Source organism: Frankia sp. AgB1.9 (assembly GCF_016786355.1).
GTDB lineage: Bacteria > Actinomycetota > Actinomycetes > Frankiales > Frankiaceae > Pseudofrankia.
In genome coordinates, this window is record NZ_JADWYX010000181.1 from 1 (window position 1) to 14,128 (window position 14,128).

Annotated in this window: 10 protein-coding genes; 8 read left to right on the forward strand and 2 right to left on the reverse strand. The window is 72.6% G+C overall.

Translation table 11 applies throughout. The annotated features are described in order from the left end of the window. Positions 1–140: 140 nt before the first annotated feature. On the reverse strand, positions 141–1,067 hold the full coding sequence (gene panB, locus I6A60_RS38565) for a 3-methyl-2-oxobutanoate hydroxymethyltransferase (protein ID WP_203011991.1): 927 nt from the start codon (positions 1,065–1,067) through the stop codon (positions 141–143). Positions 1,068–1,399: 332 nt separating this feature from the next. On the opposite strand from panB, the gene I6A60_RS38570 reads away from it, so the two are divergent. The 6 genes from I6A60_RS38570 to I6A60_RS38595 all read left to right on the forward strand — a co-directional run bounded on the left by I6A60_RS38570 (position 1,400) and on the right by I6A60_RS38595 (position 8,189). Then, entirely contained in the window at positions 1,400–2,176 is a 777-nt protein-coding gene (locus I6A60_RS38570; protein ID WP_203011993.1) for a TetR/AcrR family transcriptional regulator, read from the forward strand. Between the two features lie 217 nt (positions 2,177–2,393). Further along, positions 2,394–4,382 carry a threonine--tRNA ligase gene (gene thrS / locus I6A60_RS38575; protein WP_203011995.1) on the forward strand — a complete coding sequence of 663 codons (1,989 nt, stop codon included), beginning with the start codon at positions 2,394–2,396 and terminating at the stop codon, positions 4,380–4,382. 129 nt (positions 4,383–4,511) lie between these two features. Continuing rightward, positions 4,512–5,336, forward strand: coding sequence for a GNAT family N-acetyltransferase (locus I6A60_RS38580; RefSeq protein WP_238437133.1), 825 nt, complete (start codon positions 4,512–4,514; stop codon positions 5,334–5,336). Beyond that, a complete protein-coding gene (locus I6A60_RS38585) occupies positions 5,333–6,028 on the forward strand; it encodes a VOC family protein (protein ID WP_203023647.1) in 696 nt (231 codons plus the stop codon). Before I6A60_RS38580 ends, I6A60_RS38585 begins: the two co-directional genes overlap by 4 nt. 92 nt (positions 6,029–6,120) lie before the next feature. Then, a complete protein-coding gene (locus I6A60_RS38590) occupies positions 6,121–7,617 on the forward strand; it encodes an anthranilate synthase component I family protein (RefSeq protein ID WP_203023649.1) in 1,497 nt (498 codons plus the stop codon). Next, on the forward strand, positions 7,614–8,189 hold the full coding sequence (locus I6A60_RS38595; protein ID WP_203023651.1) for an aminodeoxychorismate/anthranilate synthase component II: 576 nt from the start codon (positions 7,614–7,616) through the stop codon (positions 8,187–8,189). Before I6A60_RS38590 ends, I6A60_RS38595 begins: the two co-directional genes overlap by 4 nt. Before the next feature lie 4 nt (positions 8,190–8,193). Here I6A60_RS38595 and I6A60_RS38600 read toward each other — a convergent pair whose 3' ends face one another. Next, the gene (locus I6A60_RS38600; RefSeq protein ID WP_203023653.1) at positions 8,194–9,987 is read right to left on the reverse strand and encodes an NAD+ synthase; all 1,794 of its coding nucleotides are present in this window, start codon (positions 9,985–9,987) and stop codon (positions 8,194–8,196) included. 364 nt (positions 9,988–10,351) lie between these two features. Here I6A60_RS38600 and I6A60_RS38605 point away from each other — a divergent pair, with 364 nt between their 5' ends. Both I6A60_RS38605 and I6A60_RS38610 read left to right on the forward strand, forming a co-directional pair. Beyond that, positions 10,352–11,719: a glutamine synthetase family protein gene (locus tag I6A60_RS38605; protein WP_203023654.1), complete on the forward strand. Its 1,368-nt coding sequence runs from the start codon at positions 10,352–10,354 to the stop codon at positions 11,717–11,719. A 49-nt stretch (positions 11,720–11,768) separates the two neighbouring features. After that, the coding region (locus tag I6A60_RS38610; RefSeq protein ID WP_203055842.1) for a bifunctional [glutamine synthetase] adenylyltransferase/[glutamine synthetase]-adenylyl-L-tyrosine phosphorylase at positions 11,769–14,128 on the forward strand (2,360 nt) is incomplete at its 3' end.

The window sequence follows — 14,128 nt, forward strand, 5'->3', positions numbered from 1 at the left end:
ACGCCCCGCTCGCCGATTAATCGGCCCACCTCACGCGGGGAAAAACACCGGGGCCCCCCCGCGGGGGGGCGCCGGGGGGGCGCCCGTCAGTTCGCGAGCGAGGGCAGGCTCAGCCGCGCGGCGGCCGACCCTGGCCCCGGTCAGTCGTAGGAGTACTCGACGGTCGGGTAGTGGCCGTCCCGCACGTCGGCGACGTAGGCCCGAGCGGCGTCCCGCAGCGGCGTGCGCAGCTCGGCGAAGCGGCGGACGAACCGGGGCGCGCGACCGGAGGTCAGGCCGGCCATGTCCTGCCAGACGAGCACCTGGGCGTCGCAGTCGGAGCCTGCGCCGATGCCCACGGTCGGGATCGTGAGCGCCTTGCTGATCCGGGCGGCGACGTCCGACGGCACGACCTCCAGCACCACCGCGAACGCCCCGGCGGCCTCGATCGCCTGGGCGTCGGCCAGCAGCGCGGCGCCCGCGTCGTCACGGCCCTGCACCCGGTACCCGCCGAGGGTGTTGATGCTCTGCGGCGTCAGTCCCAGGTGGCCCATCACCGGGATGCCGGCGGACACCAGCAGGTCGACCTGCGGCGCGACCCGGGCGCCGCCCTCCAGCTTGACCGCCTGCGCGCCGCCCTCCTTGAGGAACCGGGTCGCGGTCTCCAGCGCCTGCGCCGGGCTCGCCTGGTAGGAGCCGAACGGCAGGTCGGCGACGACCATCGCGTGCGGCGCGCCGCGGACCACCCCGCGCACCAGCGGCAGCAGCTCGTCGACGCTGACCGGGACGGTGGTGTCGTAGCCGTAGACGACGTTGGCGGCCGAGTCACCGACCAGCAGCACCGGCACCTCGGCCTCGTCGAAGATCGACGCGGTCGTGTAGTCGTAGGCGGTCAGCATCGCCCACTTCTCGTGCCGGTCCTTCCAGGTCGCCAGGTCGCGCACGGTGGGGCGGCGGCGCGGCCTCGAGGGCTCGGCGGGCCTGTCGGTCGCCTGTCGGTCGGTGGTGGGAGTCGACGCGCCGTAAAGCGTCGCCATCTCGTGGTCGGTCGGGGAGTTGGGGTGACCCTGAGTAACGGAGCTGCTCATGGAGACTCCTTGAGGTCCGTCCGGGCGCGAGGCGCGTCCCGGCGTCGGTCACATGCTGCCACCGCCCCCGTGTCCGCCGAAAGTGGTTCCTGGCTCACACCGGAGCCCGGCGGCGGTTGCCAGCTCGGCATGCCCCCTTCGCTGACCTGCGCTTATTCCCGGCCAGCCGCCGTGTCAACCAGATGCACCTCACGAGCCGGCCGCCTACGCTTCGATCTTGAAACAATGGTGGCTCGGGCGGCCGGCGCCAGCACGCCGGCCAGGGAGGAGATACCGGTGCCTGTGGGGGCGAGCCGGGGCATCGCCCGGCCACGAGCAGCGGGCGCGCGCCAGTGACGACCGCCGAGCTGGGGCGCCACGGTCCGCCCAGCCGCCCGGACCGCCCTCCGTCGGGAGTGCGCCCGCCGGGGCGGCCGCGGGACGCGCGCGCCGACGGCGCGATCATCGAGGCGACGCTGCAGACGTTGGCGACGACCGGGTTCACCGGCCTGTCGATGGAGGCCGTCGCGGCCCGGGCCAAGGTGGGGAAGGCCACGCTCTACCGGCGCTGGTCGACCAAGGACACGCTGGTCGCCGACGCCCTGGCGACCCTGGTCGAGACGGCCGAACCGGTCGACACCGGCTCGCTGCGCGACGACCTCGTCGCCTGGCTGAACACCGTCCGCCGGCACACCTTCCAGACTCTGTCGGGGCGGATCATGCCCCGGCTGCTCGCCGAGAAGGACTCCCACCCCGAGCTGTTCGAGACCTACCGCCACCAGGTGATCGAGCCGTTCCGGCAGCAGGCCCAGAAGGTGCTCCTGCGGGGCATGGCCTCCGGCGAGCTGCTCCCCGACCTGGACGTGGACCTGATCACCGACATGCTCGTCGGGCCGGTCTCCTACCGGCAGTCGATCAGCGGGCCCAACGAGGTCAGCGGCACCCGGATCAGCCAGGTGGTCGACATCGTCCTCGAGGGCATCCTCGCCCACCGCGCCGAGCCAGCCGACGACGCGCGGCCAGCCGCCGAGGTGGTGAGAGTGGCCGCCGACCCGGGGGCGACCGACCTGGGGGAGAAGGTTGCCGCGGGCGAGGCCCCGGAGCCGCTCGCCGTGGACGACGCGGGCTGAGGCGTCCCACCGAGAGCCGGTGTCACCCTGCGTAGCGGTGGCATCGGCTGGGGCCACGTGTCCGGAGTAGCATCGGCGAGCGGGGCGAAACCGCCGTGACAGGCACCCGTGACCTCACCGATGCTCGGTTGGGCGCGGACTCTCGTTCCCGACCTTTCGACGCATCTCTCTCACGCCGACCCGGGCATGGCCCCGGGCGCCAGACCAGGAGAAACCGGTGTCCGACCTCCGTGTGACCGTCCAGCGTGCCGACCAGCGGGATGATCGGGTGGTCACCACGGGGACGACGGCGGCGGACCTGTTCGCGGCGGACCGGGCGGTCATCGCGGCCCGCGTCGGCGGCCAGCAGCGCGACCTCGCCCACGTGCTGGCCGACGGCGACGTCGTCGAGCCGATCACCGTGGACTCGGCGGACGGCCGGGCGATCGTCCGGCACTCGACCGCGCACGTCGTCGCCCAGGCCGTCCAGGACCTGTTCCCGAAGGCGCGGCTCGGGATCGGGCCGCCGATCCAGAACGGCTTCTACTACGACTTCGACGTCGAGAAGCCCTTCACCGCCGAGGACCTCAAGGCCATCGAGAAGCGGGCCCGCGAGATCGTCAAGGCCGGCCAGCGGTTCTCCCGCCGGGCCGTCACCGACGACGCCGCGCGCGCCGAGCTGGCCGACGAGCCCTACAAGCTGGAGCTCATCGGCCTGAAGTCGTCTGCCGGCACCGTCGATGCCAACGACGCGGACGCCGCGGTCGAGGTCGGCGCGGGCGAGCTGACCATCTACGATAACCTCGACGCCAAGACCGGCGAGCTGTGCTGGAAGGACCTCTGCCGCGGCCCGCACGTGCCGACCACCCGGCACATCCCGGCGTTCGCGATCCAGCGCTCGGCGGCGGCCTACTGGCGTGGCAGCGAGAAGAACCCGCAGCTGCAGCGCATCTACGGCACCGCCTGGGAATCGAAGGACGCGCTGGCCGGGCATCTGGCGATGCTGGCCGAGGCGGAGAAGCGCGACCACCGCCGGCTCGGCGCCGAGCTCGACCTGTTCTCGTTCCCGACCGAGCTCGGCCCCGGCCTCGCGGTCTTCCACCCCAAGGGCGGCGCGATCCGCACCGTGATGGAGGACTACTCGCGCCGGCGGCACATCGAGGCCGGCTACGAGTTCGTCAACACCCCGCACATCACCAAGTCGACGCTGTACGAGATCTCCGGGCACCTCGACTGGTTCGCCGACGGCATGTACCCGCCCATGTCGCTCGACGGCGGCACGGACTACTACCTCAAGCCGATGAACTGCCCGATGCACATCCTGATCTTCAAGTCGCGTGGCCGGTCCTACCGGGAGCTGCCGCTGCGGCTGTTCGAGTTCGGGACGGTCTACCGGTACGAGAAGTCCGGCGTCGTGCACGGCCTCACCCGGGTGCGTGGCCTCACCCAGGACGACGCGCATCTTTTCTGCGCTCGCGACCAGCTGCCCGAGGAGCTCGACAGCACGCTGAAGTTCGTGCTCGGCCTGCTGCGCGACTACGGCCTGACCGACTTCTACCTGGAGCTGTCGACCCGCCCCGAGGGCAAGGCGATCGGCACCGACGAGGAATGGGAGCAGGCCACCAGCCTGCTGCGCGAGGCCGCCGAGAAGCAGGACCTCGAGCTCGTCATGGACCCGGGCGGCGGCGCCTTCTACGGCCCGAAGATCTCGGTGCAGGCCAAGGACGCGATCGGCCGGACCTGGCAGCTCTCGACGATCCAGGTCGACTTCCAGCTGCCGCAGCGGTTCGACATGGAATACCAGGCCGCCGACGGCACCCGCCAGCGTCCCTTCATGATTCACCGCGCGCTGTTCGGCACCATCGAGCGGTTCTTCGCGATTCTCCTGGAGCACTACGCCGGCGCCATGCCGCCCTGGCTCGCCCCGGTCCAGGTCGTCGGCATTCCCATCACCGACGAGCACGTCCCGTACCTGAAGGACGTGGCCGCGAAGCTCACCGCGAAGGGCATCCGGGTCGAGGTCGACGCGTCCGACAACCGGATGCAGAAGAAGATCCGCGACGCCCAGAAGCAGAAGGTGCCGTTCATGCTCATCGCCGGCGCCGACGACGTCGCCAAGGACGCCGTCTCCTTCCGCTATCGCGACGGCACCCAGCGCAACGCGGTCCCGGTGGACGAGGCCGTCGCCGAGATCCTCGACGCCGTCGACCGCCGCATCCAGGTCTGACCTTCGACTCGGCCCCTGGCGGCGGCCCCGGTCCCGGGGTCTTCGCCAGGGAGCCGAGCCCGGCGGAAAACCCGGCGACCGCCTTGGCTTCCCGGTGGTAGGAACGCCCACATGGTGACCGTTCGTCCGATGGGGCCTGACGACCTCGGCGCGGCTGAGGCGCTGTCGGCGATCGAGTTCGGCAAGGCGCGTTCGCCGGCCTACCAGCTGCGGTGGCGCACGCGGACCGGGCACCTGCTCGCCACCGATCCGGGCGGTTGCTGGGCGGCCGACGACGATGCCGGGCTGGCCGGCTTCGCGGTGTCGTTCCGCCGGGAGTCGAACTGGCTACTCGCCACGTTCGCCGTCCGCGGTGACCTGCAGGGGGCTGGCCTGGGCCGCCGGCTGCTGGACGCCGCGCTCGCCCACGGTGCCGGCTGCGAGCGAGGGATGATCTCCGCGTCGGCCGACGTCAAGGCCTTCCGGCGCTACCGGGCGGCCGGGTTCTCCCTGCACCCGCAACTGTCTTTGACCGGCCGGGTCGACCGCGCCGCCCTGCCCGCCGGCCTGGCGCCCGTGCGCGAGGGCACGGGCGCCGATCGTGACCTGCTCGATGACCTCGACCGGCGCCGGCGCGGTGCCACCCACGGCCCGGACCACGAGGTGCTCGCGTCCCAGTGCCGGCTGATCGTGCTCGATCGCCCCGCCGGTACCGGGTACGCCTATCTCGACGACGCCGGCGCGGCGGTGCTGTTGTGCGCCACCGATGAGGGCACCGCGACCGCACTTCTCTGGGAAGCCGTCGCGTCGTCCGCGCCGGACGCCGACTACGAGATCGCGCACGTCACCGCCGCCAACGAATGGGCGATCGACGTCGGGCTCGCCGTCCGGCTCGCCCCGGCGACCGAGGGCTACCTCGCCCTGCGTGGCCTCGCGCCACCGGTGCCCTACCTGCACAACGGAGCGTTGCTATGAGTCCTGGGATGCTGACGGGGAGTCCCGGGTGGCTGACGGCCTTCCTCGACTTCCCCGCCGCGGACTTCGAGCGCGGCGTCGCGTTCTGGCGGGCGGTGACGGCGACGACGTTGTCACCGGTGCGCGGGGACGACGGCGAGTTCGCGACGCTGGTCCCCGGCGACGGCGACGCGTTCCTGCGGGTGCAGCGGCTGGGCGACGGCCCCGCGCGGGTGCACCTCGACGTGCACCGCGCCGGCGCGGAGTTCCAGACCCGGACGTCGCCGGGCGGCTTCGTGTTCTGCGTCGTCCCAGGAGGGGAGTCGGTCCGGCCGACGCCGGTGGAGTGGCCCGGTGGGCACGCGTCGCTGGTCGACCAGGTCTGCCTGGACATCCCGGCGGACCGGTATGACGACGAATGCCGGTTCTGGGCCGAGCTCATCGGCTGGGAGCCGCGCAGCGGCGTCCGCCCGGAGTTCCGCTACCTGGACCGTCCGGCAGGCATTCCGCTGCGGCTGCTGCTGCAGCGGCTCGACGAACCGACGGGCCCGGTGCGTGCCCACCTCGACCTCGAGGCCACGGACCGGGCCGCCGAGACCCGCCGTCATGTCGAGCTCGGCTCGACGGTGCTCGCGCGCCTGGACCGCTGGACGGCCCTGCGCGACCCGGTCGGCCTGCCGTACTGCATCACGGACCCACCAACCGGCCGCTGACCACGACGTAGGCCGCCGGGCCTGCACAGCCCTGTCCGCCGGCGACCTGGAGGCACGGGCCGTCGGCACGCGCATGAAGCAAAGGAGCTCTCGTGCAACGCAGTGATCGGGCGGCGCCAGCGCCGGCCGTGACCCTCGTCAGGCGGACCGTTCAAGGTGGGGACCCGCTGCGGGTCTTCCTAAGCCTGCGTGAGTGGCTCGGCGCGGACGACGTATTTCTTCTGGAGTCCCTGGCGGGCCCTTCCAGTGACCGCCGGTCGGCGGTCCTGGGATTCGGGCCGCTTTTCGAGCTGAGCGCCCGCGGCGATGCCGTCAGCCTGTCCGGAAATGAGCGGCTCGTCGCCGCCGCGCGCGCCGCGCTGCTCAGCTCCGCCATCGCCGTGATGGACGGGGAGGACCTGCGGCTCGTGGAGCCCGACGGCCTGTGGGAGGCCGCACGCGAGCTGCGGGACCTCTTCGCCCTCGCCGAGCAGTCGGCCACCGCCTGGGACTACGGGTTCGTGGCCGTCTTCGGGTACGACTCGGTCCGGTATGTGGAGGAGCTGCCGAGACTGATCCCGGCCGGCTCCGACGCCACCGCCGACGTCGTGCTGCGGCTCTACAACGGGACGGTGGTCTTCGACCTCGCCTCGGCGACCTCGACCGTTCTCGTCGTGAGCAGCGAGGCCTGGCCGGACGTCGACCTGTCCCGAGTGCTCGCCGCGCTCGCCGCTCCCGCGTTCAGCCAGCCCGAGATCCCGGCCGTGCCGCCGCCGCTGCGCGTGCAGGACGACATCGACGAGGGCAGCTACCAGGCCAACGTCTCCCGATGCCTGGAGCACATCGCCGTCGGCGACCTCTACCAGGTCCAGATCGGCCACGAGATCACGGTCCGGACGGACGCCGACGACCTCGATGTCTATCTGCGGCTGCGGGCCCGCAACCCGTCGCCGTACATGGGCCTGCTGCCGCTCTCGACGTGCGCGCTGGTCGGGGCCAGCCCCGAGCTGTTCGTCCGGGTCGAGGGTGACCGCGGTGTAATGCGGCCGATCGCGGGCACCGCCGCGCGAAGCGGTGACCCGGACGTCGACGCCCGGCGGATCGAGCAGCTGCGCACCGACGAGAAGGAATGCGCCGAGCACGTGATGCTGGTCGACCTGTGCCGCAACGACCTGGGCCGGGTGGCCCGGCCGGCGACGGTCGAGGTGAACGACATGATGGTCGTGGAGAACTTCTCCCACGTCTTTCACCTCGTGTCCGAGGTGCGCGCCCAGCTGGCGGCCGACGTGGACGTCTACGACGTGATCCGCGCGACCTTCCCGGCGGGAACGATGACAGGGGCGCCGAAGATCCGCGCCATGGAGATCATCGAGGAGATCGAGACCCGTCGGCGGGGCATCTACGCGGGGGCGTTCGGGCTCATCGGGTTCGGCGGCTACGCCAACCTCGGGCTCGCGATCAGGACCCTGTTCCGGACCGCGCCGGGCGTCTGGCGGATCCGCGCGTCGGCCGGGGTCGTCGCCGACTCGAAGCCGGACGCCGAATGGCGCGAGACGCTCGCGAAGATGAGCGCCGGCTACTGGGCTCTGACCGGAGGTGAGCTGCTGTGAGGTCGGTGATCGTGGACGCCTACGACAGCTTCAGCCACATCATCTACCAGTACCTGATGGAGCTGGGGGCGAACCCCGTCGTCATCCGGTCCGGCAAGGCGACTCCCGCGGCCATCCGGGCGGTCGAGCCGCGGTTCCTCCTTCTCGGCCCCGGCCCGGGCCATCCGCGGGACTCCGGCCATGTCGAGCTGGTGCGGGAGTTCGAGGGCGAGCTGCCCATCCTCGGGATCTGCCTGGGCCACCAGGCCATCGGCATGGCCTACGGGGGAACGGTCTCGCCGGCCCGGCATCTGATGCATGGCAAGACGAGCCGCATCGTCCATGACGGCCGTGGCGTGATGAGCTGCTACAGCGAGCCCTTCCGAGCGACCCGGTACCACTCGCTGGTCGTGGAGGAACCGTCCGTCCCGGACGTCCTCGAAGTGACCGCCCGAAGCGAGGACGACGGCTACATCATGGGCCTGCGGCACCGGAGCCAGCCCATCGAGTCCGTGCAGTTCCACCCCGAGAGCATCATGACCGAGCAGGGCCTCGACATGCTGCGCTCGTTCATGGCCACCTACGGGCTCTAGCCCGTCAGCCGGTCGGCTTCTCGCGCCAGCGGGAGGTGATGGGCAGCCGGCGGTCGCGGCCGAAGGCCTTGGAGGTGACCTTGGGGCCGGGTGGGTTCTGGCGGCGCTTGTACTCGGCGAGGTCGACCAGCCGGATGACCCGGTCGACGACGGCCGGGTCGTGGCCGGCGGCGACGAGCTCGGCGCGGCCCATGTCCTGGCTGACGTAGTCGTCGAGGACCGGGTCGAGGATGCCGTAGTCGGGGAGCCGGTCGGAGTCGAGCTGGCCGGGCGCCAGCTCCGCCGACGGCGGCTTGGTGATGATGATCTCGGGGATCGGCGGTGTGGCGCCGCGCCGCTCGGCCTCGGCGTTGCGCCAGCGGGACAGCGCCCAGACGTTCGTCTTCGAGACGTCCTTGATCGGGGCGTAGCCGCCGGCCGAGTCGCCGTACAGCGTCGAGAAGCCGGTGGCCAGCTCGCTCTTGTTGCCGGTCGTGAGCACCAGATGGCCGTGCTCGTTCGACAGTGCCATGAGCAGCGTGCCGCGTACTCGTGCCTGCAGGTTCTCCGCCGCGAGGCCGTGCAGCCCTCCGGATCCCTCCAACGCGCCGTGGAACGCGTCGACGGTCGGCTGGATCGCGATCACCTCGTGGTGGGTGCCCTGCCGGTGGGCCAGCTCGGCGGCGTCCTGGACGGAGCCCGCCGACGAGTGCACCGACGGCATCGCGACCGTGTGCACGGCCTCGGCGCCGAGGGCGTCGACGGCGATCGTCGCGACCAGGGCCGAGTCGATCCCACCTGACAGCCCCAGGACGACCGAGCGGAAGCCGTTCTTGCGCACGTAGTCGCGGGTCCCGGTGACGAGTGCCTCGTACAGCTCGGCCGCCGGGTCGGGCCGGGCCGCGACGGCCGGCGGCCGGGCGGGGTACGCGGCGACCGGCTCGGTCGTCAGCTCGCGGCGGGTGACCGTCATCGACGTGCCATCCAGCGCGTCGACCGGGCCGGTGACCAGCCCGTCGGTGCCGGCCTGGGCGCCTGAAGGCAGGTCGAGATCGACGACCATGAGCGTCTCGGTGAACACCTCGGCGCGAGCGATCACCTGGCCGGCCGCGTCGGCGACCAGCGAGTCTCCGTCGAAGATCAGCTCGTCCTGGCCGCCGACCAGGTTGACGTAGGCGATCGGCGCGCCCGCCTCGACGGCGCGCCGGGCGCACAGCTCGTCGCGGTGGTGGGACTTGCCCTGCTCGTAGGGCGAGCCGTTGATGCACAGCAGCAGGCCCACACCCGCGGCGCGGGCGACCGCGACCGGGCCGCCGGCCTGCCACAGGTCCTCGCAGATCGTCAGCGCGACGTCGATGCCGTGCAGCCGCAGCACCGGGAAGTCGTTGCCCGGCACGAAGTAGCGGAACTCGTCGAAGACGCCGTAGTTCGGCAGGTGGTGCTTCGCGTAGCGGGCGACGACCTCGCCGCGCCAGAGCACGGCCGCGGTGTTCTGCGGCTCCCCGGCCGGGCGCCCGACAGCCGGCGCCGGCGTGGGCGAGGCGTCCAGGTAGCCGACGACGACGGCGATCTCGCCGGCTCCCTCGTCCTGTAGCCGCCGGGCCAGCCGGTGCAGCGCGACCCGGGACGCCGTGACGTAGGACCGCCGCAGCACCAGGTCCTCGGGCGGGTAGCCGGCGAGCGTCAGCTCGCCGAAGGCGACCAGGTGCGCCCCCTCGGCCAGCGCCCGCTTCGTCCACGCGCTGACCAGGTCCGCGTTGCCGTCGAGGTCGCCGACGGTCGTGTCCACCTGGGCGAGCGCGATCCGCAGCTGGGGCATGAACCCAGATTACGGCCCACCCCGGCGGCGGAAATGCGCATTCCACCCAGGTAGGGCGGGCTTCACCTCGCTCGGCGAACCCGGCGCGCGACGGCCGGCGGCGGCCTCCCCGCTAACGGCGGGTTCCGGGTTGGTTGCGGCCTGGCAACGACTCATACATCCGGGCCGTCCAGTCGTTAGTGTCTGAGAACCCCGCCGGGTGGGCAGGCGCATTCTGGGGTCGCCGCCGAGCCGGGCCGACGCGGCGAGGGACGGACGTGCACGTCTCATCGGCCGGGCGTGACCGCGGCACAGAGATCCCGACGCCGTAACCTGAGGTCGAGTCCACACCTCGACGTGGAGGGGCCCTGAAATCGGAGGGATGATGGACAAGCAGCAGGAGTTCGTGCTCAGAACGCTGGAGGAGCGGGACATTCGCTTTGTCCGGCTCTGGTTCACCGACGTGCTGGGCGTGCTGAAGTCCGTGGAGATCGCGCCGGCGGAGGTGGAGGGCGCGCTGCTGGAGGGCATCGGGTTCGACGGCTCGGCGATCGAGGGGTTCGCCCGGCTGCACGAGGCGGACATGCTCGCCCGGCCCGACCCGTCCACCTTCCAGCTGCTGCCGTGGCGCGGCGAGAAGGCGATGACGGCCCGGATGTTCTGCGACGTCGTCACCCCGGACGGGCTGCCAGCGGTCGCCGACTCGCGGTGGGTGCTGCGCCGGGCGCTGGCGGCCGCCGCCGAGGCCGGGTTCACCTTCTACACCCACCCCGAGATCGAGTTCTTCCTGCTCAAGGAGCCGCCGAAGCGCGGCCAGCCGGTGCCGGGGCCGGTCGACGACTCGGGGTACTTCGACCTCACCCCGAACGACATCAGCCACGACTTCCGCCAGCAGGTCATCGGCATGCTGGAGCGGCTCGGCATCTCGGTCGAGTTCAGCCACCACGAGGTCGCGCCCGGCCAGCAGGAGATCGACCTGCGCTACGCCGACGCGCTCACGATCGCCGACAACGTCATGACGCTGCGCCAGGTGGTCAAGGAGGTGGCGCTGCGGCAGGGCATCTACGCGACGTTCATGCCGAAGCCGTTCACCGAGCACGCCGGCTCCGGGATGCACACCCACATGAGCCTGTTCGAGGGCGACCGCAACGCCTTCTACGACCCGACGGACGACTACCTGCTCTCCAAGGTCGCCAAGGCGTTCATCGCCGGGCTGCTCACGCACGCGGCCGAGATCACCGCGGTCACCAACCAGTGGGTCAACTCGTACAAGCGGCTGATCGGGGACGCCGCCGTCGGCGAGGCCGGCGAGCTGATGGAGGCCCCGGCGTACGCGCTGTGGGGGCACAACATCCGCTCGGGGCTGGTCCGGGTGCCGCTGTACAAGCGGGGCAAGGCGAACACCGCCCGGGTGGAGTTCCGGCTCCCGGACAGCGCCTGCAACCCCTACCTGACGTTCGCGCTGATGCTCGCGGCCGGCCTGCGCGGCATCCAGGGCGGCTACGAGCTGCCGCCGCCGGCCGGCGACGACGTCTGGACGCTGACCGACGCGCAGCGCCGCGAGCGGGGGATCCGCCCGCTTCCCGGCTCGCTGGCCGAGGCGACCGCCGTGATGGAGTCCTCGACGCTCGTCCGGGACACTCTGGGCGACGACCTGTTCGAGTTCTTCCTGCGCAACAAGCGGGCCGAATGGGATGGCTACCGGCGCCAGGTCACCCAGTTCGAGATCAACCGGTACCTCCCGCTGCTGTGATCGCCGCGCCTGGTCCCGGCTGACCCAGCCGTAACATAATGGAAACATGATGGTGGGTGTCGAGCCGGCGCACCCGGCGTCGCCCGCTGACGCGGCGTCGGGCCGCGCCGGCCATCCACGCGGCAGCTCGGCGCCGGCCCAGCTCGCCCGGCTGGGCTTCACCGACGTCGACCGGGTCGCCACCGCGCTGGGCCGGCTCGGCTTCCTCCCGCCGGACGGGCTGCCGCTCGCCGACAACCCCGTCGTCGCCGAGCTGGCCCACGCCGCCGATCCAGACCGGGCCCTCATCGGCCTGGACCGGCTGATCGCGGCCCTGGACGCCGCCGCGGGGCCGGCCGGACCCGCGAGTCCCGGCCGCTTTTCGGCACCGCTGCGCGAGGTGCTCGCCGGCCGGTCCGGGGCGCGCCGGCGCCTGATCGCCGTCCTCGGAGCGAGCCTGGCGCTGGCCGACCATCTCGCGTCGCACCCGGCCGACTGGCGAATCCTGGCCGATGACGAGATCACCAGCGTGGCGCCGGACGCGGCGACCCACCGGGCCCGCCTGCTGACCGCGGTCGGCGCCGATCCGGCGGCGCCGCGGCCGCGGGCGGTCGGCGACGGCGCCGAGGTGCTGGACGAGCTGCGCGTCGCCTACCGCCGGGCCCTGCTGGTACTGGCCGCGCGTGACCTGACCGGCACGGTCAGCGTCGACGACGCGACCGCCGAGCTGGCGGATCTCGCCGCCGCCGCGCTCGACGCGGGTCTCGCCGTCGCCCGGGCGGCCCTGGCGCCGACAGCGCCGCCGGTGCGGCTGGCCGTCGTCGCGATGGGCAAGTGCGGCGGCCGGGAGCTGAACTACGTCAGCGACGTCGACGTGCTCTTCATCGCCGAGCCGGCCGCCAGAACCGATCCCGCTGCCAGTGCCGACCCGGCTGCCAGTACCGATCCGGCCGCCGGTACCGGGGAGTCCGTCGGCGGTGGGGAGGACATCGCCGAGGTGGCGTTGCGCTCGGCCACCCGGCTGGCCGAGGGGCTGGTGCGCGCCTGTGGCGCGACCACCAGCGAGGGCTCGCTGTTCCAGGTCGACGTCGGCCTGCGGCCCGAGGGACGCGACGGCGCGCTGGTCAGGACCTTCGCCAGCCATCAGGCGTACTACCGGCGCTGGGCCCGGACCTGGGAGTTCCAGGCGCTGCTGAAGGCCCGGCCGATCGCGGGCGATCTCGAACTCGGCGCCGAGTTCTGCGCGATGGTCGAGCCACTGGTCTGGTCGGCCGCGTCCCGGCCCGACTTCGTCGCCGACATCCGGGCGATGCGCAAGCGCGTCGAGGCGTCGGTCGCCGGCCGCGGCGGCGACCGGAACATCAAGCTGGGCCCCGGCGGGCTGCGCGACGTCGAGTTCGCCGTCCAGCTGCTCCAGCTGGTGCACGGCCGCACCGACGCGAAGCTGCATGCCCGCTCGACCCTCGGCGCGATCGACGGGCTGGCCCGCGGCGGCTACGTCGGGCGGCGCGACGCCACCAGCCTGGCGGCCGCCTACCGCTTCCTGCGCGCCGTCGAGCACCGCCTGCAGCTGCGCCGGCTGCGCCGTACCCACGTGCTGCCGCGTGACCCCGCCGAGCTGCGGTGGCTCGGCCGCTCGCTCGGGATGCTCGACGCCGAGGAGTTCGCGGCCGAGCACGCGCACACCGCCACGTCCGTGCGTCAGCTGCACGAGAAGCTCTTCTTCCAGCCGCTGCTGGAGGCCGTCGCCCGGCTCTCCGAGGAGGAGGTGCGGCTGACCCCGGGCGAGGCCGCCGACCGGCTCGCCGCGCTCGGCTTCGCCTACCCGTACCGGTCGCTGAAGCACATCGAGGCGCTTACCACCGGGGTCAGCCGAACGGCGATCATCCAGCGCCATCTGCTGCCGACGATGCTGCCCGCGTTCGCGGACGCCGCCGACCCCGACGCCGGCCTGCTCGCCTACCGCCAGGTCAGCGAGGCGCTCGGTCAGGTCCCTTGGTACCTGCGGCTGCTGCGCGACTCCGCCGGCGCCGCCGACCGGCTCGCCAGGGTGCTGGCCGCCAGCGGTTACGTCGCGGCGCTCATGCGGGCCGCGCCCGAGTCCGTGCGGCTGCTACGCACCGAGGACGACCTGCGGCCCGTGGGCCGCGACGATCTGGCCCGCACGCTGCTGGCCGTCGCCCGGCGCAACCAGAACCCGGCCGATGCCGTCGCCCGGGCCCGCGCGATCCGCCGGGTCGAGCTGGTCCGGGTCGCCTGCGCCGACCTGCTGGGCCTGCTGGACGTCACCGCCGTCGGCACCGCGTTGACGGCCGCCGCCGCCGCCACGATCGAGGCGTCGCTGCTGGTCGCCCGCCGCACCGTCACCCGCCGGGTGGCGGCCGGCCGGCCCCCCGCGGCCCGCGTCGCCGCTCTAGGCGCGCCCCCTGC